21 protein-coding genes are annotated in these 22677 nt (G+C 42.8%); 8 read left to right on the forward strand and 13 right to left on the reverse strand.

Annotated elements, in window-relative coordinates; genetic code table 11:
- Positions 1–27 precede the first annotated feature (27 nt).
- From AC0VYA_RS10525 to AC0VYA_RS10535, 3 genes are all read left to right on the forward strand, one after another.
- Positions 28–381, forward strand: coding sequence for a cupredoxin domain-containing protein (locus AC0VYA_RS10525; RefSeq protein WP_475490969.1), 354 nt, complete (start codon positions 28–30; stop codon positions 379–381).
- A 267-nt stretch (positions 382–648) separates the two neighbouring features.
- The gene (locus tag AC0VYA_RS10530; RefSeq protein ID WP_473480478.1) at positions 649–828 is read left to right on the forward strand and encodes a hypothetical protein; all 180 of its coding nucleotides are present in this window, start codon (positions 649–651) and stop codon (positions 826–828) included.
- A gap of 430 nt (positions 829–1258) precedes the next feature.
- Positions 1259–1681, forward strand: coding sequence for a universal stress protein (locus tag AC0VYA_RS10535; RefSeq protein WP_475490970.1), 423 nt, complete (start codon positions 1259–1261; stop codon positions 1679–1681).
- Positions 1682–1860: 179 nt separating this feature from the next.
- Here the strand turns inward: AC0VYA_RS10535 and AC0VYA_RS10540 are convergent, their stop codons facing one another.
- From AC0VYA_RS10540 to AC0VYA_RS10550, 3 genes are all read right to left on the reverse strand, one after another.
- Positions 1861–2268, reverse strand: a complete 408-nt coding sequence (locus AC0VYA_RS10540; RefSeq protein ID WP_473480482.1) for a response regulator — start codon at positions 2266–2268, stop codon at positions 1861–1863.
- Between the two features lie 137 nt (positions 2269–2405).
- The gene (locus AC0VYA_RS10545) at positions 2406–3044 is read right to left on the reverse strand and encodes a response regulator transcription factor (RefSeq protein WP_475490971.1); all 639 of its coding nucleotides are present in this window, start codon (positions 3042–3044) and stop codon (positions 2406–2408) included.
- Entirely contained in the window at positions 3034–4230 is a 1197-nt protein-coding gene (locus AC0VYA_RS10550) for a two-component system sensor histidine kinase NtrB (RefSeq protein ID WP_475490972.1), read from the reverse strand. The genes AC0VYA_RS10545 and AC0VYA_RS10550 overlap by 11 nt, the downstream gene beginning before the upstream one ends.
- A gap of 202 nt (positions 4231–4432) precedes the next feature.
- Here AC0VYA_RS10550 and AC0VYA_RS10555 point away from each other — a divergent pair, with 202 nt between their 5' ends.
- Positions 4433–5290, forward strand: a complete 858-nt coding sequence (locus tag AC0VYA_RS10555; protein ID WP_475490973.1) for a cation diffusion facilitator family transporter — start codon at positions 4433–4435, stop codon at positions 5288–5290.
- Positions 5291–5323: 33 nt separating this feature from the next.
- Here AC0VYA_RS10555 and AC0VYA_RS10560 read toward each other — a convergent pair whose 3' ends face one another.
- From AC0VYA_RS10560 to AC0VYA_RS10570, 3 genes are all read right to left on the reverse strand, one after another.
- The gene (locus tag AC0VYA_RS10560) at positions 5324–5629 is read right to left on the reverse strand and encodes a chaperone modulator CbpM (RefSeq protein WP_475490974.1); all 306 of its coding nucleotides are present in this window, start codon (positions 5627–5629) and stop codon (positions 5324–5326) included.
- Between the two features lie 4 nt (positions 5630–5633).
- On the reverse strand, positions 5634–6596 hold the full coding sequence (locus tag AC0VYA_RS10565; protein ID WP_475490975.1) for a DnaJ C-terminal domain-containing protein: 963 nt from the start codon (positions 6594–6596) through the stop codon (positions 5634–5636).
- Between the two features lie 156 nt (positions 6597–6752).
- Complete coding sequence (locus AC0VYA_RS10570) at positions 6753–7217, reverse strand: c-type cytochrome (RefSeq protein WP_475490976.1); 465 nt, start codon at positions 7215–7217, stop codon at positions 6753–6755.
- A gap of 464 nt (positions 7218–7681) precedes the next feature.
- On the opposite strand from AC0VYA_RS10570, the gene AC0VYA_RS10575 reads away from it, so the two are divergent.
- Positions 7682–8170 (forward strand): N-acetyltransferase family protein, encoded by a 489-nt coding sequence (locus AC0VYA_RS10575; protein WP_475490977.1) that lies wholly within the window; start codon positions 7682–7684, stop codon positions 8168–8170.
- A gap of 272 nt (positions 8171–8442) precedes the next feature.
- On the opposite strand, the gene AC0VYA_RS10580 is transcribed toward AC0VYA_RS10575, so the two are convergent.
- Positions 8443–9324 carry a universal stress protein gene (locus tag AC0VYA_RS10580; protein WP_475490978.1) on the reverse strand — a complete coding sequence of 294 codons (882 nt, stop codon included), beginning with the start codon at positions 9322–9324 and terminating at the stop codon, positions 8443–8445.
- Positions 9325–9739: 415 nt separating this feature from the next.
- Here AC0VYA_RS10580 and AC0VYA_RS10585 point away from each other — a divergent pair, with 415 nt between their 5' ends.
- Positions 9740–12868, forward strand: a complete 3129-nt coding sequence (locus tag AC0VYA_RS10585) for an ATP-binding protein (protein ID WP_475490979.1) — start codon at positions 9740–9742, stop codon at positions 12866–12868.
- 37 nt (positions 12869–12905) lie between these two features.
- Here the strand turns inward: AC0VYA_RS10585 and AC0VYA_RS10590 are convergent, their stop codons facing one another.
- From AC0VYA_RS10590 to AC0VYA_RS10600, 3 genes are read right to left on the reverse strand one after another with little or no spacing between them, the layout of a single operon-like run.
- Complete coding sequence (locus AC0VYA_RS10590) at positions 12906–13208, reverse strand: ArsR/SmtB family transcription factor (RefSeq protein ID WP_475490980.1); 303 nt, start codon at positions 13206–13208, stop codon at positions 12906–12908.
- A 5-nt stretch (positions 13209–13213) separates the two neighbouring features.
- Positions 13214–13687, reverse strand: coding sequence for a DUF6691 family protein (locus AC0VYA_RS10595; protein ID WP_475490981.1), 474 nt, complete (start codon positions 13685–13687; stop codon positions 13214–13216).
- Positions 13687–14166 (reverse strand): YeeE/YedE family protein, encoded by a 480-nt coding sequence (locus AC0VYA_RS10600; RefSeq protein WP_475490982.1) that lies wholly within the window; start codon positions 14164–14166, stop codon positions 13687–13689. The genes AC0VYA_RS10595 and AC0VYA_RS10600 overlap by 1 nt, the downstream gene beginning before the upstream one ends.
- A 949-nt stretch (positions 14167–15115) precedes the next feature.
- On the opposite strand from AC0VYA_RS10600, the gene AC0VYA_RS10605 reads away from it, so the two are divergent.
- Complete coding sequence (locus tag AC0VYA_RS10605; protein WP_475490983.1) at positions 15116–15391, forward strand: TIGR03643 family protein; 276 nt, start codon at positions 15116–15118, stop codon at positions 15389–15391.
- Positions 15392–15399: 8 nt separating this feature from the next.
- Here AC0VYA_RS10605 and AC0VYA_RS10610 read toward each other — a convergent pair whose 3' ends face one another.
- Positions 15400–16215: a TlpA family protein disulfide reductase gene (locus tag AC0VYA_RS10610; RefSeq protein ID WP_475490984.1), complete on the reverse strand. Its 816-nt coding sequence runs from the start codon at positions 16213–16215 to the stop codon at positions 15400–15402.
- A gap of 606 nt (positions 16216–16821) precedes the next feature.
- The gene (gnd, locus tag AC0VYA_RS10615; protein WP_006993883.1) at positions 16822–18291 is read right to left on the reverse strand and encodes a decarboxylating NADP(+)-dependent phosphogluconate dehydrogenase; all 1470 of its coding nucleotides are present in this window, start codon (positions 18289–18291) and stop codon (positions 16822–16824) included.
- Positions 18292–18782: 491 nt separating this feature from the next.
- Between gnd and AC0VYA_RS10620 the strand changes: the two genes are divergently transcribed.
- Positions 18783–20018, forward strand: coding sequence for a tyrosine-type recombinase/integrase (locus tag AC0VYA_RS10620; protein WP_475490985.1), 1236 nt, complete (start codon positions 18783–18785; stop codon positions 20016–20018).
- A gap of 96 nt (positions 20019–20114) precedes the next feature.
- On the opposite strand, the gene AC0VYA_RS10625 is transcribed toward AC0VYA_RS10620, so the two are convergent.
- Positions 20115–22559: a membrane-bound PQQ-dependent dehydrogenase, glucose/quinate/shikimate family gene (locus tag AC0VYA_RS10625; RefSeq protein ID WP_475490986.1), complete on the reverse strand. Its 2445-nt coding sequence runs from the start codon at positions 22557–22559 to the stop codon at positions 20115–20117.
- Positions 22560–22677 lie beyond the last annotated feature (118 nt).

A 22677-nucleotide genomic window follows, 5' to 3' on the forward strand; every position in this document is an offset into this window, starting at 1 on the left:
TCCTTAAGACATGTTTGGAGTTAACAGATGTTGTTCATAAACCTACTAGGTGCACTGCTTATCGTGGCTATCGTGTGGTGGTTTTGGCTTTATACGCCTAAGCGTGCGCAATCTACCAGTAACCAAATTAAGATTTTAGTCAATAATGGGGTTTACCAACCTAGCAATATAACGGTGAGCGCGGGTACGAAGATAACGTTGGATTTTGACCGTCAGGATCCTGCACCTTGCGCTGAAACAGTGATTTTCCCCCAATTGGACTTAAGCTTGGCGTTAAAAACGGGACAAAGTAACCGTATTGAGCTACCTGCGCTAAGTGAAGGCCAATACGACTTTCACTGCCAGATGCAAATGTATAAGGGAAAGCTCATCGCAGAGTGATGATTGAGGGCGAGTTAGAGTTACGTGTAATTATTTCATCTTCATGGTGGCATTTACTTTCCTAATGCCCTTAAGTATATGTTTCCATCTACGAACTTAGCGCTCTTTGCCTTGAATCCTTTGGGATAGGGGCGCTTTGTTGATGACAATAAGGCTGGCATATCCATTGCTATTACATTGACAAGACAACTTGTTTTAACAAATGCACGTGATAACGGATAGCAAAAATACGTTACACCACTGATATAGCCAGCAAGGAGAGTCACAATGAAAACATTCCAAGACAGATACAACCTACACGCAGACATTGAGTCTATCGAAAATTATATTGATGGTACGTTTCGAAAGCTAAACAGAACGTCTCGCTCTTTGCATAAACCTTTACAGGTCAACAGGTATAAGTCTAAGTGGAATGATGAAGACCAACCTCATCGCTTCTCGCACTAATAGTGCAAGATTAGCTTCACCCATGCCGATTTAGTAACACCTCACCTTTAAAAAGCGCCTATATCGATGGGTATTGCTCAGTTGACTATACTGATATAGGCGTTGATTAAACAACTTCACCGTTCGCGATACGCCAAATTAAGCTTTGATAACTTCTGCGTATCAAGCCTCTCCTTTTACAGCACATTCAAAATTAGTTAACCCTCATGCTACCACGTTATGTTTGTTGGCCTCATTTGCTATGGAGCATGTTCCGACAGTTGTCTCACTTGCGCTTGCTGGCTACGTTCGTTTTATTCGGACTTGGCTTGACATGGATCAAGCTTCTTTTTCTCAAATCGACTTTAATTATATTGTGGGATTAGTGTTAATAAATCCATATGCGGAATGAAAATGTCACCTTTGACATTAATATAATGAGGAGAAAACAATGCTCGGTTATCAAAAGATATTGGTTGCGTTAGATATTAACAGTCCTGGAAACTTAGTGATGAGCAAAGCGCTCGCAGTGGCTGATTCACCCTCGAAGCTGAATCTGATATATGTCACGTTTGCACAAACGTATTTCGAACCCTATGGTATTGCGTTTGAAAATGACGAACTAATAAATCTGCAAGCACAATCTGAACGCAGACTAGAAGAAATTGCCGTGACATCAGGGATACCGAAAGAGAACACGCACGTTGCGGTGGGCTCTCCTGCTGATGAAATACACCGATATGCAGAGCGCATCGAAGCTGACTTAATTGTTATCGGTACGCATGGCCAAAGTGGGCTAAAACTGCTGTTAGGATCCACCGCCAACGGTGTACTGCATGGGGTAAAATGTGATGTTTTGGCGGTAAAAGTGTAGGGTACTGAACTCAAAAATAGAGCGTAGCGCCATGTTAGAATGGGCACAGCTAAACGTGGCGAGACGTGCTACAAGCTTGGCTCGTGCTATTAAGTACTATTAAGTGTATTGAGAAGTGTATTAAGTCATTAGGAATGAAGGATAGTTTATAGCGCTATATGTTTTGAATGACGCAAAACTTAATGCGGCTTTGCGCCATTTATTATCTGTTGTACATCATGCACCAATACATGCTCTATAAAGGGTTTTTCAATAAAATCAGCAGCGCTAGCTCGCATAGCTCTTACCGCAGTGGGTATGTCACTGGAACTTGCCATAACAATAGTCGGTAAATGAAAACCACGTTTGACGAGCGTTTCTAGTAGCTCTATGCCACTGTCTTTTTTATCCTCGAGATGCGCTTCAATGATCATGCCGATTGCGTCATCACTGATTTGCTGACGCATAAAACTTTCAGCACTGGCAAAACATTGAATCGTTACATCCAGGGGGGAAAGTAATTTTGAAAGCGCCGCCCAAGCATCCTTCTGGTGATCTACCAAATAGATGATTGGATGGTGATTTTTGGTTACAAGAGTACTAATCATAGAGATATTCGACGCACGATTAAAGATATACTAAGTAAAGATATATTCCACGCCAAAAAAGATGTTGCGCTAGATCAAATTACCGCCACATTAGGTGATCTGAATTAAAGATATGAATTGTAGATGATGAGTATTGATTACTCTTTAGCCACCACCAGGGTAACAAGTTCAGCTAAAGACCTTACCTGCATTTTGTCCATAACATTTGCACGGTGGATCTCAACCGTGCGTTGACTTAAATTTAGCTCACTGGCTATCACTTTATTTGCTTGACCGGCAATCACCCTATGCATCACTTCAGTTTCTCGCTCAGTAAGAGATTGGCATCTTTTTTCTACCTCTAATGCGTGTAGAGTACGCTGTTGGTTGTCTCGGTTGACCTGTAAAGCGTGCTGTATGCAGTCGAGCAGAACCTGTTCACGAAATGGCTTCTGAATAAACTCTATCGCGCCTTTTTTCATCGCTTCGACAGCCATTGGTACATCGCCATGTCCGGTAATAAATATGATGGGTAAGGGGCACTTAAGCGCTTCTAAGCGCTGTTGGCATTCCATTCCACTCATGCCAGGCATGCGGATATCCAAAACAATGCAGCCACTTAGCATACTAATATCGTCTGATGAAAAGCTGTTTAAGAATACTTGTGCGTTAGCATAAATGGCGTTGTGCACACCAACGGAATCCAACAACATACTGAGAGAGTCAAGTACTGCCTCGTCATCATCAATAATATGTACGATTTGTTCTGTTTCAAACGACGTGCTTTTATTCTTCATTGTTGGTTACTTCATCGGTTTTGTGATTAACGATAGGTTTAGCGGGCAGGGTAAACGAAAAAACACTTCCTTGAGGGCTACCAGGGCTATGCTTTAGTTCACCTCCGTGCGACTGTATGATGGACTGACAAATAGGCAGCCCCATGCCCATACCAGACGTTTTAGTAGTGAAAAAAGGGTGAAAGAGTCGCGCCCTATTTTCTTCTGTTATGCCATAGCCAGTATCGCAAATAGACACTTCCAGATATTGTTCGTTTATCCATTTTGTGTGGATCATTACAGGCGCCGAGGGTTGATCTTCCATAGCGTCAATCGCGTTACGAATAAGGTTAAAGAGGACTTGTTGTAACTGTACTTGATCTATGAGCAAGCACGGGGCGGGAGCGTTACATAACGTTAGTTTTATGCCATGATCGAGTAGGCGAGTATCAACTTTCGCCAAATCAATAGTGTCTTGAATAAGGTCATTAAAGTTAATGTATTCTCTTTCTGTATTGCGCTTTTTGACAAATTCTCGTAGGCGCCGAATAACTTCACCGGCTCTTAGGGCTTGGTTACTGATTTTTTCTAGTGTATCAGTTAATTTTTGTTTTTGAGATGCATTGGCTAAGCTGTTTTCGCGCTGCAATAAATTCTTGCACGCTTGGGCATAACTACTTACGGCTGATAAGGGTTGATTGATTTCATGGGCAATCCCTGCAGCCATTTCTCCCATAGTGCTAAGCCGGGTTACGTGAGCTAATCTTTCTCGATTAGCAATAGCATCAGAGCGCGCTTGCACTTGATCGGAAATATCACGAATAATACCAACAAACTGTTTATGGCTTGACTCTTTTACTTCGCCAACAGAAAGCTCGATAGGAAATATCTCACCGTCTTTCTTGCACGCCTTTACCTCACGCCCAATACCAATAATCCGTGCTTGATTGGTTCTCATATAGTTGTCTAAATATTGGTCATGCTCTTTACGATAGGGTTCAGGCATTAGCATCTTAATATTTTGGCCAATTACCTCATGCACTGAGTAGCCAAACATTCTTTGGGCTGCTGCATTAAACAATTCAATCGTGCCGGTATGGTCGATAATGATCATTGCATCGACAGCCGCGTTAAGTAATGCGTTTAATTTGGCGAGGGCATCCGCTTCATCCTGATCAGGGGGAGGTCGCTTATTTATGCTGTCCACAGTGCTCCAGGGCAATCATGTTAAGCCTAATGCTTAGGTTATATCTCGCTGCCAAATATTATTCGACAATCATTAGCTCTAGATTTTAAAATACCCAAAATTATTATCTTAGGAAAGGTAAACTTCTTTTTATCTGCGTATTTTGGGCGTTTATAGACAGGTAAGAGTCCAGCGACTGGGCTTTTCAAAGGGATCATAAGTAATGAACGTGAAGCGTGTTTTACTAATAGAAGGTTGCGTAAACTTATTTATATGTTGCGTTAAGTTAGTCGTAGGGATCAGCGCTAATTCAGCCGCTGTCATTGCTGATGCGGTACATTCTTTTACGGATGTGGTGAATAACATCATGGCTTGGATGGCGACCAATATTGCTAATTCGCCTGCCGATAAGGACCACCAATATGGTCATCAGAAATTTGAACAGTTAGCAGTGTTTGGTCTTGCTTCTTTGTTGAGTATCGTCGCATTTGAAATGTTAATTAATGCATACAACCGCTTCGGTCAGGCGGTGGAGCAGAACTACTTAGGGCTTATCGTGCTGACCGGTACGCTTGTTGTTAACATCTTGCTGACGATATGGCAGAGGTACTGGGCAAAAAAGTTAGCGTCAGACTTGTTACAGGCTGACGCTAGCCATACCTTAAGTGACGTATTAACCACAATTGTAGTAATAGTCGGCTGGCAACTTGCTGCGCGCGGTTACTATTGGCTAGATACTGCTTTTGCTATTCTGGTGTCTTTACTCATTTTTTATTTGGCCTTCAAACTTTTTCAGCGCGCTATCCCAATATTGGTCGATTATAGCGATGTAGACCCTGGCGCTGTTTCAGCTGAAATTAATCGCTTGGATAGCGTCGACTCAGTTATTCGCGTGCGCTCAAGAAAAGTACCGAATGGACGGGTGGCGGATCTTGTCGTCACAGTTGACCCAGAACTCAGCACGGCAGATTCACATCTCATCGCTGATGAAATTGAACGGGTATTAGCCAAAAAATTTAATATTCAAGATGTGTTAGTACACATAGAGCCAAGACACAGCGTAACTGATTATGAAACTTGATGCTTGATAGCTAATTTTTGCCCTGTAGACTGATTATGTTTCTAAGAATCGCGCGAGTTGCCGTTGCAGGGCATGGTTTTCATATTCGAGTGCTTCTCGTTGCTTCAAAAGCTCAATCACCATCGCCACACCTACCCAGTCAATTTCTAACTGTCGGTTAAGACGAATCGCTTTTTTTAACCAATGCACAGTGGAAGTGTCAAACTTCCAGTCTTGAATTGTATTTCCCTCTACAGGCCGAGCAATGCCAAATTCCACCACTTCTATTACCATAGTCTGGTCAATGTCATCACTTTTACATAGCTCTTCAATGGAAACGCTGAGTATTGAATCGTTCATATTGCTAACTCCATTCTTTTCTGGGATCGAAAGCACTTGTTTTAGCAAGTTCATTCCATAGGGTTAACGTTCGTTCGTCAGGTTCAGGCGGATTAACAATTTTGAGCACGGCAAAAAGATCGCCGTTGCCGGATTTACGTTTCAAACCTTTTCCTTTAATTCGTAATTTTTGACCTGTTTGGCTGTTAGGTTGCACGGTCATTTTGACTTTGCCGTCCAGTGTAGGAATAGTGATTTCTGTACCCAATATTGCTTCCCATGGGGCAAGTGGCAGCGTAATCGTCAAGTCATGACCTTGCACATCGAAAAGTGGGTGGGGGACCAAACGAATATGTAAATACAAATCGCCGTTTTCACCGCCTTGACTACCTTTACCACCTTGCCCTTTAAGACGTATGCGCTGGCCATCTACTACCCCTTGCGGTATTTTTACTTTCAGGGTTTTCTTTTTCTTGACCAATTGAGCGTTAACCACTTCAGATTGCATAAACTCAACAGTTTTTGCAGATGAATGCAGGGTATCTTCTAAAAATATAGGCACTTCAAGCTCAGCATCTTGCCCCGTCATTGGATAATCAGCCCGAGTGTACCCTTGACTAAATGGGTCGTTGTGAGGCTGCTGGCGAGAACGACGAGCTGAAAATACAGAATTGAAAAAATCTGAAAAGTCCTCACTATTGCCATCCCAATGGGTATTTTGTGAGCCACTTTGCCAACCTGGCGGAGGCGTAAAGCCTTGCTTTTGTCCCGCGCCATATTTGCGAAGCTCATCATATTCTGCACGTTTTTCAGTATCCTTGAGGACTTCGTATGCTTCAGCAACTTCTTTAAACTTTTCTTCGGCATCGTCTGCGGCATTCATATCAGGATGGAATTCAAGCGCAAGTTTACGGTACGCTCTTTTAATCTCTTTAAGCTCGGCGTCTTTGGCAACACCAAGGATGGCATAGTAATCTTTAAATTCCATTATCTATCTCGCGGTAATCATGCCTGAGGTGCGCGATGTGCACGAACTTTAGGCATACAAGTATTGCGATATATACTAATAATGTCTGATGAAAAGCGCGGCTCTACCGCGTTTAACCTTGTATTGTTTAGTATGAATTTTCTGTGTTACAGCTTCTTAGGGCACTTGATATTGTAGGTAATTAGTATATTGAATCGGTTTAACTTTATATTTTGGTTGTAAAAAAGCCACCACGTCTATCATCTCTGTAACCGTCATAACGTCGTTAAATACGGTCATTTTTGACTGACCATTTTCATCAACGACAGGCACTAACGCGCGCGAGCGCGGCGCAAGCTCATGTGAGGGATTAATGATCGAAGTCACAAGCTGAGCATAAGTTTTCACTTTGGCTGATGTGCCACCAAGTGGGATCGGATCAGCAAATACTTTGCCCAAGGCCGCATCGTCATAACCGTCAAGGGTGTGACACGCCAAACACTGGTACTTGTTAAATACTAGTTCTCCGTTTTCTACACTCCCTTTAGGTAGACTAAAGCCCTTAGGTGAATCAGCTCCTTTTCCGCACCCAGCTATAAACATCACCAGAGTGATTAAACTGATAAACAATAAATTTTTCATGTTAGCACCTTTTAAAATCAGCGATTAATGTTGCTCTTACGCATAAAAAATAACCAAGCCGGGCATAAAAAGGAAGTACCTATCTAAATCCTTATTGATGCTGATCAAGATTGCTGAAAATTGTGTTGGTGTAAGCGTCGTTGGCGTTATTTTCACTGGTGTTAGCCGCTCTGTGAAAAATAATTGTAACGAGTTCGCCGCTATCTTTTGCCATTACAGACAGATTGTTGACTTGCCTTACTGGTTAATTGATCGGCGTCAAATTCTCTGTTTCTTTATCAATTAACGTAGATAGGAATAAACTGGCAAGAGATTGAATCATTTTTAATCTCTTACATAAATCAATGAAGAGAGTGAGTGATTAAAAATGAAAGATACTATGCAAAGCACAGGGCATGCAGATAGCGCTGCATCAACTATCAATCCGTCTCATGTGCCTGGCGAGTTGTGCCATCATATTTTGGATGGTAAAAAAGATTACCATTAGGCCTATCAATCTAAAAGATAAGGCATTAGAGGCAGATTTCGTTAAAAATCTATCTGCTCAGACCAAACATTATCGCTTCTTAGGCGGCATTAACACATTATCTGAGTCTATGTTAAAAACCTTGTGTACCATCGATGGTGAAGATTCGATGGCATTTATCGCCACAGAGCACGATCCTATTACTGGGACTGAAAAAGAAATTGGTGAGAGCCGTTATGCCTATACGGGCGATGAAGACGCACATGAGATTGCAATAACCATCAGTGATGCTTGGCAACACAAAGGCTTGGGTAAACTATTGACCGAACATTTAATTGACTATGCAAAAGTACATAATATCGGCTCTTTATACGCCATCGAATTGGCAGATAACCAAGATATGCGGGCGTTAGCGCGCGAACTGAACATGAGTGAAAAGCGAGATCGAGATGATGCCCATCAAGTTATTTACTCATTGACCCTATAAAGTTCAATGTTATCAGCCTTTATGTCCCTTTAATCGTTAGCCTTGTTGTTATCGATTAAAGGGGTTCTAAAGGGGGCTGTGGTTTTTATCGCGACAATTGGGCGCAGGGGGGAGCTTAGCAGTGCCTTTATTTAATATCGGATTTGCATGTGCAGTGATGCCGATATTCTTTCATAGTATATACAAAATTAAATTAAGCTCAGATTTGCAAACGGTCTGGACTGCCATCCCCACACCTTCGGGTAAATGGCAATACCAATATGGGTACTAAACTAGGGTTGAATGATCAGCACATCGGTTTTCAGCAAGGTCAAAACGCTTTCTGCTGTGTTGCCTAACACTTTCGCTTTAAGGCCCTTGCGGCCAACACTGCCCATAATGACCAAGGCCGCTCCCACATCTGATGCAACACTGGGTACCACTTTGTCGGCGTAACCTACTTTAATATGTATGTTTTCTTCTAGGATACCTTGGCTGCCAAACATAGCCTGTATTTTGGGTATGTATTTCTTTTTAGCCTCTTTTAACGATTTACGCTTATCGATGATGCCTAAATCTTTGAGAACAGGTGACAAGGCGAGACTAAAACATACATGTATTGGCATATTGTTCGCGTTGGCTAGCACTTTCCCCGCATCGATCACTTTTTGATTAAGTGCTTGCTTGGTCTTTTTAGTCGAAGCCATGTCAAGAGTGAGCATGATCGATTGCTTTTTGCGCCATTTCTTTTCAGCCACTAAGAGCAATGGCACATCACCGCTGCGTAATAGTTGCCAGTCAGTAGGTACATAAAACGCGTGTTCGCTGCGATGCCCAGTTTTGATAATTAAATCATATTGGTGAGTTGAGCAATGTTTAGTGACCCAAGCGGCAATGTCTTTACTCCACACCATTTCGTCCGTTGTTGATACTGGTAATGACGATTCAGACACGGTTTCATCTAACCACGCTTGGCTGGCTTGGACGATCTTTTGCTTAGCAGTATCGATGTCACTTTTAGACATGCTTTCATCTAGCACGGACAAGCGTTCGTAACAAAAACCGGCTACATGAATTGATGCATTAAACTGTTTAGCCATCAAAGTTGCATGGGCTAAGGCTTGTTGCGAAGAATCCTTACGATCGGCGATAACTAAAATACGCTTAACATTCACTGGGGAACTCCTTGGTTGTAAAGGCAACTTACAATTGCTTTAGTAACTGCTCTATTATCATACTATTTTAATTTTTATACCAAAATATTGTGCTAAAACAAGTTTTTAAACGAAGGTTACAACTAAATGATTGGCTGAACAGCATACGCATTTCGGATGTGAATTCACGCGGAAAACCACATAAACGAAGAGACAATATAACGCCCCTATGACCGAAATTACGCGCCAGATGATGACGTCAGGAAAAAAAATCGCTTTCTACTAAAATATAGAAGGGTAATAAAAACACTCTCATTGAAGCAAAAAAAGACTGCCGTCCCACTGGTCTTATTATACTAAAGTATATAGTCTGTACGTCCTGAATGTTTGGTATTTCGCCAATGTTGTAAGACTCAGGGCTAACTAAGGATTATTAATGGCGCAGGCGATTCCTCCTCTTCGTAGTCAATTTAAATTTCATAAGCATGTACTACCAATAACGTTAGTGGCTATTTTGCTCCTATTGGCCAGCGCAGTGGCGGTTTTCGAATTTCAACTAAGCCAGTCTGTTACAGATGAGTTAAAGAGCACTCTGTCTGCAGCGGGGGATCAAATCAATGCACAGGCTCAAGAGGACATCGAAAATTATCGACAAGATTTACGCTTTCTGCACGCGACTCCACCAGTCAGTGGGTTACCCAGAGCATTGGAACACAACGGTGTAGACCCGCTCGACAACACTACATCTGCCCAATGGCGTCAACGCTTGGAAATGATCTTTTCTGCTTTTTTAACCAGTAACCCTGAGTACGATCAAATAAGGGTGATAAGCGCTGATAAGTCCGCCATGGAGTTAGTGAGGGTTGATAGGGTGGCCGGTAATCTTGAAGTAGTGTCACCAGAGCAATTGCAAAGTAAACGGGCCAGTGAGTACGCCCAAAAGAGCGCAGCTTTGTCAGAAGGTGAAATTTACATGTCGCGCATTTCGCTTAACAAAGAGTATGGCAAACTGGATTATCCATATCGACCTATGTTGCGATTATCGCTGCCGATATTCGACGACAGTGGCAAACGCTTTGGTTTCCTTATTGTTAACATTAATACCTTGCCGCTGTTTAACTCATTGAGCAATACGTTGGACTCGCCAAACTTTCTAACGTTAACTGACAGTGATGGATTTTTTCTTATCACTCCCGATGAACAATATCAGTACAGTCGCGACCTCTCGCCGGAATTTAACTGGAACTCAGTATTTAGTGTTACAGAAAACATCTCACATCGATTTGCACAAATCCGCTATCGCAATAAAGAAGGTGATGTTTTTTACGTATTAGATCAGAAAGTGACGCTCAATGACGATGTGGATGGTGGCTTTCTTCAAGCTAAGTTGATTGCACCAGCGCGTTTCGTTCACGCCATAGAAACGACCAGAAGAACCACGGTTTATACTTTTTTATTCAGCGCGACAATTGTTATGTTGATTGTGCTCGCTTTTTTTAATCGCAGTGCAAACAAAAGCAAACAGCTAGCAGATGCTCGCGCCGAGTCAGCTGCGATCGTCAGCGCCTCTAAAGATGCGATTATCAGTGTTGATCTGACGGGTAGGGTAAAGAGTTGGAACAATGCGGCCCAGGGGTTACTTAGCTTAAGTGCTGTAGATGTGATTGGCAAAACCTTGATGGAACTTCGGGTATTTGATGACATTGAATTGAGCGATATATTTGAGCGGCTGTCGAATAAACACCGCCAATTGAATACTGAAACGCAAATTGAATCACAAGAAAATTCACCAATATTTTTAGCGCTTTCATTTTCTCCTATTGCGAATAGCGAAGACCGGATCGAAGGCATCGCTATTATTGCCCGGGATGTAACTCAAGAGCGCATTGCAGATGAAAAAATAAAACAGGCTAACGCTGAACTTGAGGAAAAAGTCGCCCTTCGCACAGTAGAATTGCAAAAAGCCAGCGGCATCAAAAGTGCGTTTATTTCCAACATTAGCCATGAAATGCGAACGCCCCTCAATGGGATCATAGGCACATTAAACTTGGTTAAACGTGAGCACTTATCTGAAAACCAGCAGCGATATATTGAGATGACGGAAGTCAGTGTCAATACGTTATCGACGCTGGTAAATGACGTTCTAGACCTGTCAAAAATTGAAGCGGGCAAGTTAGATTTAGATATCAAGCCTTTCAATCCAGTGAATTTAATTGAGAGTCTGTGCGGCAGTATGGCGGTCAAGGCTCAAGAAAAAGGCCTAGAATTTATCATTGATGTGTCAGCCCTAAATTACCAGTCAATGGTTAGCGATCCTCATCGTTTTTCACAGATTCTGACTAATTTAGTCAACAACGCGATTAAATTTACTGAAACGGGATACATAAAAGTATCCGCTCATACTGAACTTGTGAAGGACAAGGTACATTTGCATTGCGCTATCGCCGATTCAGGAGAAGGAATCGCTAAAGAAAACCAGGACAAACTTTTCAGCGCTTTTTCGCAAGCAGACAGTAGCGTTGCCTCGAAGCATGGGGGCACGGGGTTAGGATTATCTATTTGCCGGCAATTAGTCACTTTATTAAAAGGTGAGGTTAATTTTACGTCACAGAAAAACCAAGGAAGCGTATTTTATTTTTCTATCAGCGCAGATGCCAATTTGTGTCAATTATCACCACCTTCCACTTGCTTAGCGAATACCAGCACGGCGGTGTTTATTGAGCATAAAGCGCTATATCAAAGCACTTGCCAGATGATCGAGGCCTTGGGTGGAGCGATAATCCCTGCTGAGAGTTTCGATAAAATGTTTACTGCTGAGATGCCTAGCACTTGGTCAGAGCCGCTAGTAGATTATATTGTGATTGACCAGCAACATCCTGACTTAATGGCGCTGGATGATAAGTGGTTAGAATGTATCGCCATAGATGATGGAAGCGCTAAAGTGGTTTTACTTAAACGTGACGGTGAGCCCACCGCGTGGTTGAAAAATATCAAGCCAACCGTGCTGACTAAACCAATTTTGCGTACTGAATTTCTGCAAAAAGTGACACGGTTAAATACCAATTCTTCGAGTGTTGAGGCTGCAAATGTAAACCGCCCCCCAGAGATTAACGGCCAGATTGAAAACCCTCCCGGTGATTTTGAGAAAATAAAAGGGGCTCGGGTACTGGTGGTGGATGACAACGAAATAAATGTTGAAGTGGCCAAAGGCGTGCTGTCGAGATTGCCTGTGACCTTACTTCAAGCGACAAATGGCAAAGAAGCCTTACAACAACTGATATTGGCCGAGCGCAGGAATGAAGTCATTCACTGCGTACTAATGGATTGCCAAATGCCCATCATGAATGGATATGAGGCCAGTCAGCGTATTCGGAAAGGCGAAGTAGGGGAGCTGTATAAAAATATTCCTATTATTGCCATGACAGCTAACGCAATGTTAGGCGAGCGAAATAAGTGCTTAAGTGCAGGCATGGATGACTACTTAACAAAACCCGTCAACGAAGACATTATGCAAGAAAAAGTCACTAAGTGGACATTGTCGGTTTATCAGGCACCTCAACGTTAATTTCTATTAGGCTGTTTGTTTTCGATAATAGCGCGTTTTAATCTTGGGGCGCGCAGTACAAAGTATACAAGGTATTAATGATCGCTTTTACTTCATCACTGGCCAAAGAATAATAGATCGTTTGGGCGTCACGTCTGGTCACCACTAATTTTTCGCGTCTCAACGCCGCCAAGTGCTGAGATAAACTAGATTGGGGGATCGCCACTTGTTGATTTAACGAGGAAACTGACATTTCACCGTTATTCAATAAGCACAACAACATTAACCTATGCTGATTAGCCATTGCCTTTAAGAGCGCTGCGGCTTTATCTGCGTTGTCGCGCATATCTTCAAGTGTCATATGGGTTATCCTAATTTTTTGCTCATTTTAGAGGCGCTAATCATACCAACTACCATAGAAAGTATGAAAGCATATATACCCATATCGCCACTGGTTATGTTGGTTAATACAGGCCCTGGGCAAATTCCGGATATTCCCCAGCCGATACCAAACAGCAATGCACCGAAGATCAGCGGTTTATCTATGTCAGTTTTTGTTGGCAGATGAAGTGAGCTACCAAGTACCGTTCTATTTTTGGGTTTAACGAATGCCCAATACAAAGGCATGTACACGGATATTCCACCCATCATCACAAAGGCGAGGGTTGGCTCCCATGCACCAAATACATCAAGAAAGCCAATGACACGAGCAGGGTCAACCATAGTTGAAATTGTTAAACCGGCGCCAAATAAAATCCCCGACAACAAAGCAACTAGATTATACGTCGAAGTAGAAACCTGTGATGTAACCGCATTGTTACGCGCATTAGTCACTTGCATTATGCACCTCCAAACAGGTGTTTAATCATTGCAACTGTGATAATGGCGGAAACCATAAACACACAGGTTGCGGTAATTGAGCGACCAGATAATCGACTAATACCGCATATACCATGGCCGCTGGTGCAGCCTGAACCCAGGTTAGTACCAAAACCCACTAACAAACCGCCAATTACCATCAATGATAAATTGATGACATTGTTGCTACTCGCACTAAAAGCATTGGGAAAGGTATCAGGCAATGAAAAGCCAAACACACTGGTGATCAATGGCGCAATCACTAACCCAAGAATGAAGAACCAACGCCATTTGTTGCTCTCGCTATTATTATTTTTACCGCCATCATTGTGACTAAAAATAGCGCCGAAGGTGATACCGGAAATACCGGCAATTCTGCCATTAAACAGCATCAGCGCAAAAGCACCTAAGCCGATTAAACCGCCGCCTAAAAAGGCCTGTAGAATCAAATTAGTGTTCATATCTAGATAAACCAGGTTATAAATATCGTTATTCGTAAATATACGATATTAAATGGGCAATTTAAAGTGGTAGTTATTGCAAAGGTATATTGTTGCGTGAATATAAAGGCGGTAATCCAGTAATACGTCGTTTAGCGCCTCGATGTCTCATATCATTGCGCAAACCGATTTACGTCATATCTGCTGATGGCTCATACCAAGAATTGGTCGCTATGCATGAGGGTTTAGATTCATTTTAGAAATGTGATTTTCATAAGAAGCTGCTTCTACGGGAATTGATAATTTCGCGTGTTAGTAAAGATGACAAGATTTTTAAGAGTATTACTTGAATCACACAAATTTGGGGGATATTCCACAAGGCCGAAAAAGCAGGCGCTAACGATTATTTGAATGATGCACAGACTGCTCGTAGATATTACGCAAGCGGATAGGTAATAAATGGTGCTGTGCAAAGTCGACACTGTAATTTGCATCATAGGCCAAACATCAGCACAAATGAAAATGTTATGTAATGGGATAGCTGGTTACGCCGGTAAACGTGAAAGCGTGCAAGACGGGCTCAGATTATCAAAATGATGAATCTGCAGTGAGCCCAAATGCTCGCACAGATAATAACACCAATATTCGTATAATGTATATTATGTTAAATTAACTATATTAAGCGGTAAACAAGCTGGTACTCAACAGCGAGCGAAATGCGTGCCCTTCGAAAATAGAATTTTTAATCTTATTATAAGTTGTTCGGTTTACTCCCCAGCATACTCATGGCATCAGACTTATTCACTAAAGACAGCTGTTCACTATAAACAGACCAATGTATTTCGCGTACTTGCGCACTCACACCACAAGCATAACTTAGCGTATCAAAGTGATCTTAGCTGACGCTGATTGTCGTATACAGTCGCTATGAAAAATGCACTATCACACGGTGCGCTTTAATAGAGGCAATATGAACTTGGATAAACACAACTCAATGTCACCAGAGATATCACGCATTATCGAGATGGCCTGGGAAGACCGCACACCGTTTGAGGCTATTCATCGGGAGTATGGTTTCAGTGAATCACAAACCATTAAGCTGATGCGCGCTAACTTACATCACAAGGCATTTAAAAACTGGCGAGCCCGTGTCGCGGGACGTAAAACTAAACATCAGAAAATACGCAATCCGTTAGTGACCCGCGGTTATTGTATGTCCCAATACAAAGTACGCTCTGGGAAATAACAGTAGCGTTACTGAGTACTTTTTTGAGTTAAATGTTGCAACTCAGCCTGTAAGCTCGCTGCAGATACTTCGCCAAAGTGGCTGGAAATCATTTCGCCACTTGCATCGTAAAATAAGGTCATGGGTAAGCCATGAGCCCCCATCATTGTGGCGATATCTCCTTTAGTGTCGAGTAAGACATAATTAAAATGTAAATCGATCTCTGCTAGAAACTCGGTGACCACATTCGCGGGCTCTCTTTGATTTAACATAATAAACTTGACGCTTGGGAAACGTTGTTCAGCGCTATAAAGCACCGGCATTTCGCGTCTACAAGGTCCACACCAAGAAGCCCAAAGATTAATCACTGTTATATTTTGATTCGAGACGTGTTGCAAATTAACTGAAGCGCCCTGTGGTGTATTGAAGGCTAAATTAGGAAGTGCTGATTGTTCATTGCCTGCGTTGATAACTCCTTGAATACTGGTAAATAGCAGGACCGTTGTCGCTGCACCCGCTATGAGTATTTTTCGTTGCTGCGGGTGCCGGTGTATTTGTAACAACAGGATGAGAAGACCTGCAATGAAGCTGGAAAACATATCAAAACCACGGTCACGTATATCTAACACTTGCCATAGCGAGTCGTAACTATCGAAAAACTTAATGACAAATACAATCCTGCCTACCACCAAACTGTAAATGACAATGCTGACCAGGGAGTCTCCAACGGAAATACTTTGTTTTCTGCCTAAAATAGCCACCACTAACAGCCCTACCATGAGGCTAACCAGTAGAATAATAGGTGATACAGGAAGCGCGAAAGAACCGAATGTGATTGATGACAAAAGTGGGCCCTTACTGTTTGTGATAATACATTGAGAGAAATTAGCTAAAACACAGGTATAGCGCCAATTGGCATTCTAAATTGACTGACTGCTGTGGATTACACTTGAATATCGGTAAATTGTATCACTCTTCTCGACTTTATCTCCATGTCAGCGGCAACCCACAGGATGAATTCTGAGACGGCAATGAATGATTGCAATGGTATTACACCCATATAATTAGCGTTATACGGGTATGAAGATCGATAGTATGCCCTTTGTATCTATCGTTTTATTGAAGCCAAATTTTAAGTGTGATTAATTTATTCAAATCACATAAACGGATAGGCTATTTATTGCACTACACACCAGATGCCTAGTTGGAGCGCAGCGTAAATAAACTATTGTTAATGCTTAATACGCTTGCAGAACGCATCAAGAGAAATGTTGAATAATGTGATGATAAAACTAAGATAAATTTGAAGTTATTAGATGAATAGGCTTGCTGAAATCGCGATCCGAATGGGATACATCACTCAATATTAAATGAGTTAAGAGCAACATGTACCCTGCCCTTAACTCATTATATTGGTTGACGTTAGTTAGGAACTAAACGTTAGTTAAACACTATACGTCGTAAGTGGTTGAGGCTGTATCGCCACCACGACCAGTCCAATTGGTGTGGAAAAACTCACCTCTTGGCTTGTCAGTGCGCTCATACGTGTGGGCACCGAAATAGTCGCGTTGGGCTTGCAACAAATTCGCTGGAAGGCGCGCAGTTCTAAACCCATCAAAATAGGTTAATGCTGAGCTTAAGCAAGGAATGGCAATACCATTCATTACTGCAGTGCCAACCACATTCCTCCACCCTGCTTGAGCAGATTCCACGGTGTCTTTGAAATAAGGCGTTAGCAATAAATTTTCTAGCTTTGGATCGGTATCATAAGCTTCTTTTATCTTGCCTAAAAACGCTGAACGGATAATACAACCGCCACGCCACATTAGCGCGATTCCGCCATAGTTAAGCTCCCAGCCGAACTCTTTTGCAGCTTCTTGCATTAGCATATAACCTTGCGCATAGGATACGATTTTAGCAGCAAGCACTGCTTGGCGAAGGTTTTCGATAAAGGCTTCTTTATCTCCTGTGAAGTTAACCTCAGGTCCAGTCACAACCTTGGATGCTTCTACACGCTGCTCTTTTTTTGCAGAAATACAACGAGCAAATACAGAATCAGCGATTAACGTCAATGGTACGCCCAAATCCAGTGCGGTCACCCCAGTCCATTTACCCGTACCCTTTTGCCCTGCTGTATCGAGGATTTTTTCAACCAGAGGTTCGCCGTCTTCATCTTTGAAGGCAAAGATGTCTTTGGTGATGTCGATAAGGTAGCTGTCTAATTCGGTGGTATTCCAATGCGCAAAGACTTTTTGGATCTCATCAGAGTTTAAGCCAAGTACTACTTTCATTAATTGGTAGGCTTCGCAGATGAGTTGCATGTCACCGTATTCGATACCGTTGTGCACCATTTTTACAAAATGACCCGCGCCAGCATCGCCGACCCAATCACAGCAAGGAACAACTTCGTTACCATCTTCATCAGCCACTTTAGCTGAGATAGCTTGGAAAATATCCTTAACTAATGGCCACGCTTTTTTTGAGCCGCCAGGCATAATAGAAGGACCCTTTAAAGCCCCCTCTTCGCCACCAGACACACCCGTACCGATATACAATAAGCCTTTGCTCTCTAAATACTCAGTTCTGCGATTTGAATCTGGGAAGTGTGTATTGCCACCGTCAATGATGATGTCGCCTTCGTCCAGAAAAGGAATAAGCTGTTCGATGAAATCATCTACAGCTTGGCCTGCTTTGACCATCAGCATCACTTTACGTGGAGTGGCAAGAGATTCCACTAAGGATTGTACGCTGTCTGCACCGCGGATATTTTTACCTTTAGCGCGCCCGCCAATAAATTTTTCAACCTTTGAATAACTTCTGTTATAGGCAGTTACAGTGAAACCTTTTGATTCCATATTAAGGATCAAATTCTCACCCATTACGGCTAAACCGACTAAACCGATGTCCGACTTGCTTTTCATTTCACATTCCTTAATAACGTGTACTGAGTAAAAAAACGCATACCATTATTGCTAAAACAAGGCATGGCTATTAAATCTGATTGGCTTATAAACACTGCATGATTACTGGGGGCAAAAGCGCAATTTATCAAGGTCAACTTTAGCTCTGTGCCCAATCAGTTCAGTGTTTCGATGAGTAACCGCGTAATTTGAATAATCTCTCATCACCGAACGACGTTTTATTCGACAACTTGGTGACGACCAACCCGCCGTGATCAACATTACTATAAGAAGGTTTCAGGTTATCTTACTAGGCTACGATTGAAGAGTATGACATTTACTGCTGTTAAGACGCCAGTTACAAGAGCGAAAAAATTGTTTTAACGTTAAATTTAGCCCGTAATTAATCACGCCAAGCATGATTTCGCCGCTAATTTTGTATCAAGCCCTATTAACTGTATCAATATACAGTTAATATGCCGTAATTCGTAAACATTGCTTACTGTTAATTCATGTCAATTATATTTATGCCGCTATTTCCTCATGCTGAACAACTGGACGTGGGGGTTGCTTATATTAACCAACAAGTGATGGACTTTGACCTATCAATAAAGGACGCCGCCTACAGTTACGAGTTAGCCATTGAGTATTTGAGTGAGAACCGTTTTAACGCTAACAACTTTAAGTCGATCCGTAGTGAACTAAATCTTTTATTTAACTGGGCGTGGCGGGTGAAACAGCTCTCTATTGCTGAAATAGACAGAGTGCAATTACGTAAGTTTGTGGACTTTTGTAATCAACCGCCATCAGAACTCATCACACATGCATCATACCCGTTCTTTGTCGCGCACAAGCAAGACGGTACAATTGAGCCTAATCCCAAATGGCGGCCGTTCGTATTACGAGACGCAACACGCTATGTGCGAAAAACATCCACCTTAAAAGCACAGCTGTCTCTATTAAGCGGGTTCTTTTTATTTTTAAGTGACATGGAATACTGTGATAAGAATCCTGCGGCTGTGTTGTTGCGCAGGCTAAACGTAAATAATACGCACGTTATCGAGTCTTCTGATGATGAAAAAGCGTTGAGTGAATTACAATGGCGGAGTGTCTGGCAGCAGGTTAATCATCTTGCGGATACTCAACCAGAAAAACACCAACGCACCCGCCTACTCTTCGCCATGTTGTACTTACTCTATCCGAGGGTCTCTGAAATAGCCGCTAGGCCTGGCTATACGCCTATGATGAGCAGCTTTATACGCCACAGAAGCGGGCATTGGGTGTTTAAAATTCCACGTAGTAAAGGTGGCAAAAGCCGTATGATCCCCTGCCCTGATGAGTTAATTCAATGCTTGAGTCACTATCGACGTTATATAGGGCTCAGTGATTTGCCTTTACCTAATGAACAAGTTCCCTTGTTTGTGCGTCACAAAGCCGGTACTCACGGGCGCGAAACAGGTATTTTAACCGCACAGCTAGGTATCGAATCTATACGTAGTATTGTGCGCTTCGTGTTTGATACTACAGCAGATAACTTAGAGGAAACAGCACCTCAAGAAGCTCATGAGCTTAGACAATTTAGCGTTCATTCGTTACGCCATACAGGAATTACCACCTCCATTACTGCGGGGACGCCGCTACAAGTGGTGATGAAAAACGCGGGGCATGCTGACTTATCCACGCTTTCAATTTACATCTCTACGGATATTCAACAACAAGCTGAGGCAACAGTGCCGCGTAAATTATAAAAGCAATTTTTACTCTCACGGGCGTACTTTTTTAAAGAGTAAGCCCAAGAAAGCTTGGGCTTTTAAATATAGCGCTTGTTTTTAAGCCAGCCTCGTTTATTCATCTAGTGCGTAAGCGATGACATAATCCCCTGGAGGCGTTTCCATAAAATGATGCCCCGCAGCGACGATAACCAAGTAACTTTTACCATTTTCTCGGTACATCATTGGGTTCGCTTGACCGCCAGCGGGTAACTCGTCTTGCCACACTGTTTGCCCGGTATTGATGTCAATAGCGCGGATAAGGTTATCCGTCGCTGCCGCTATGAATATCAAACCGCTTTTAGTCACAACGCTGCCACCATTGTTCGGCGTGCCTATGGTTATTGGTAATCCTGATGCAATACCGAAGGGACCATTGTTGCGAGCGGTTCCCAGAGGACGATCCCATAAGGTTTTTCCATTTTCTAGGTTAATAGCTCGTATCCCACCGTAGGGTGGTTGTTTGCACAGTAGTCCAGTCAAAGGCAAACGCCACCCTGCATTCACATCAACTGCGTAGGGGGTTCCTTGCTGAGGGTCTCCAGCACCTTCGGCTCCTCCATCATCATGATCCATTTCGTCTCTCGGTTTCCACCCTTTTTCATTGGCTTCCTCACGCGAAACGAGTCGGTTGTAGTTTGGCATATCATTGTAATTTGCAATCAACACACCTCTTTGCGGGTCGATGGCAACACTTCCCCAGTCTGATCCGCCGTTATATCCTGGGTATTCAATCCAATGCTGTTCTGTGGTTGGTGGCGTGTAGATACCATGATAACTAGCGGTTTGAAATTGAATACGGCATGCCAGTTGATCGAACATAGTGACCCCCCACATGTCTTTAGCGGTGAGATCTGGCTTACGTAGAGTATGAAATGTTGAAAATGGCTGCGTGTCAGATCGCAACTCCGGTACCACTCCCCCGGTAGGTACTGTGCGCTCCTCAACACCCGTTAGCACTTCGCCGGTTTCACGATTGAGTATGTAAATGTCCCCTTGTTTGCTCGTTAGCACTAATGCTGGAACCTGACCATTATTGGTAGGGTAATCAATTAAGCTAACTTGTGAGCCTAAGTCGTAGTCCCAAACGTCTTTGTGTACGGTTTGAAATGACCACGCTGGTTTACCGGTATTTACGTCCATGGCAACAAGGGATGTGGCATATTTTAGTTCTGCTTTAGTGCGCGAACTACTCCAGTAATCGGCAGATGAATTACCCATGGGTAAATACGCTAACCCTAAATCGTTATCACCTGTAGCTGAGGTCCACATATTGGGTGTGCCTCGTGTATATGTTTCTCCTGCAGGGGGTAACTTATCAATATTAGGTTTGACCATGTCCCACGCCCAACGAAGTTCTCCGGTTTGTACGTCAAATCCTTTGATCACGCCTGATGGTGCGTAACGTTTTTGTCCATCTAGAACTTGGTGCCCAGTGATGATCACACCTTTAACAATCACTGGAACACCCGTAATAGCAACAAAGCCACTGGGGGTTTTGCCCGTATGTTCCTTGATATCAACTTCACCTTTATTCCCGAAGCTAGAACAGGGTTTACCTGTTTGCGCATCTACTTCTATGATCCTCCCGTCTAACGTGCCACTAATGATCCTTTCGCGACACGCTAGTGAGCCGTCTGTAATGGCGTTCGTACTGTTTTCGTTTCGTTTTTCAATATGTACTTCCTCAGTGAGAGGTACTTTATAATAAGCTACACCTCGGCATGCTGCAGTATAGGGTATGTCTTCGTCAGCTACTTTGGGATCATAGCGCCATATCTCTTTGCCATTCTGTGCATTCAAGGCGATTAATTTATTCCTAGCGGTACACAAGTAAAGTTTGTCATCAATTTTAATAGGTGTCGTTTCAGCGCCGTAGCGTTTAGAGGGGATGTCTTTTGTCCTGTATTGCCATGCTTTTTTTAAAGATGTGACGTTTTCAGGTGTTATATCGGTCACAGGTGAATACCTACTGGCATGGTTATCTCGACCATACACGGGCCAGTCATCAGCACTAATATCGTTTATGCCGTTTTGGTTGCCAAGCTTGACCAAGCTACTTCCTGCTTGAGGAGCCGTGGCATTGTGAGTCCAGCCTGTGGGTACGAAAGCCATACTAAACGCGCCAACAAAAATTACCGCGAATGCCCCTGCAAGAGAAAGGCTCGCGCGTTTCGAAAACCCCAGACTAGGCAGTAACAACGCGAGAACAAAACAAAGGACTACAGGCACGCCCATACGAGGAACCCATCGCCAATAATCTGTGCCTGACTCCCAAATAGTCCACCCTAGCGTGCCGAAAAAAAGCAGAGCAAAAACCCACAAGCCTAATCGTTGCTTAAAGTAGAGTAAGGAACTACTTAATATTAAAGTTCCGCCTGCGATAGCGTAGTAATAAGAGCCGTTTTCGGCGACTAACCAAACGCCACCTATTGCTAAATAGAGTCCGATGAGAAAGCTAACCACTGAAAACATCCGCAGCGGCCAATTAGATATGCGTCGGTTTGTAGAAGAAGACATTTAGCGTTTTCCTTTTTGAGATAATTAGAAGAGTGACTGAATGTCGAAAACTGACGTGCGACATTGTAGCAAGACAGCACAAATTGCTTATTTTATGACTTCAATCAAGGCAGATGGT

Source organism: Paraglaciecola sp. QJM3NY_14, assembly GCF_056173245.1.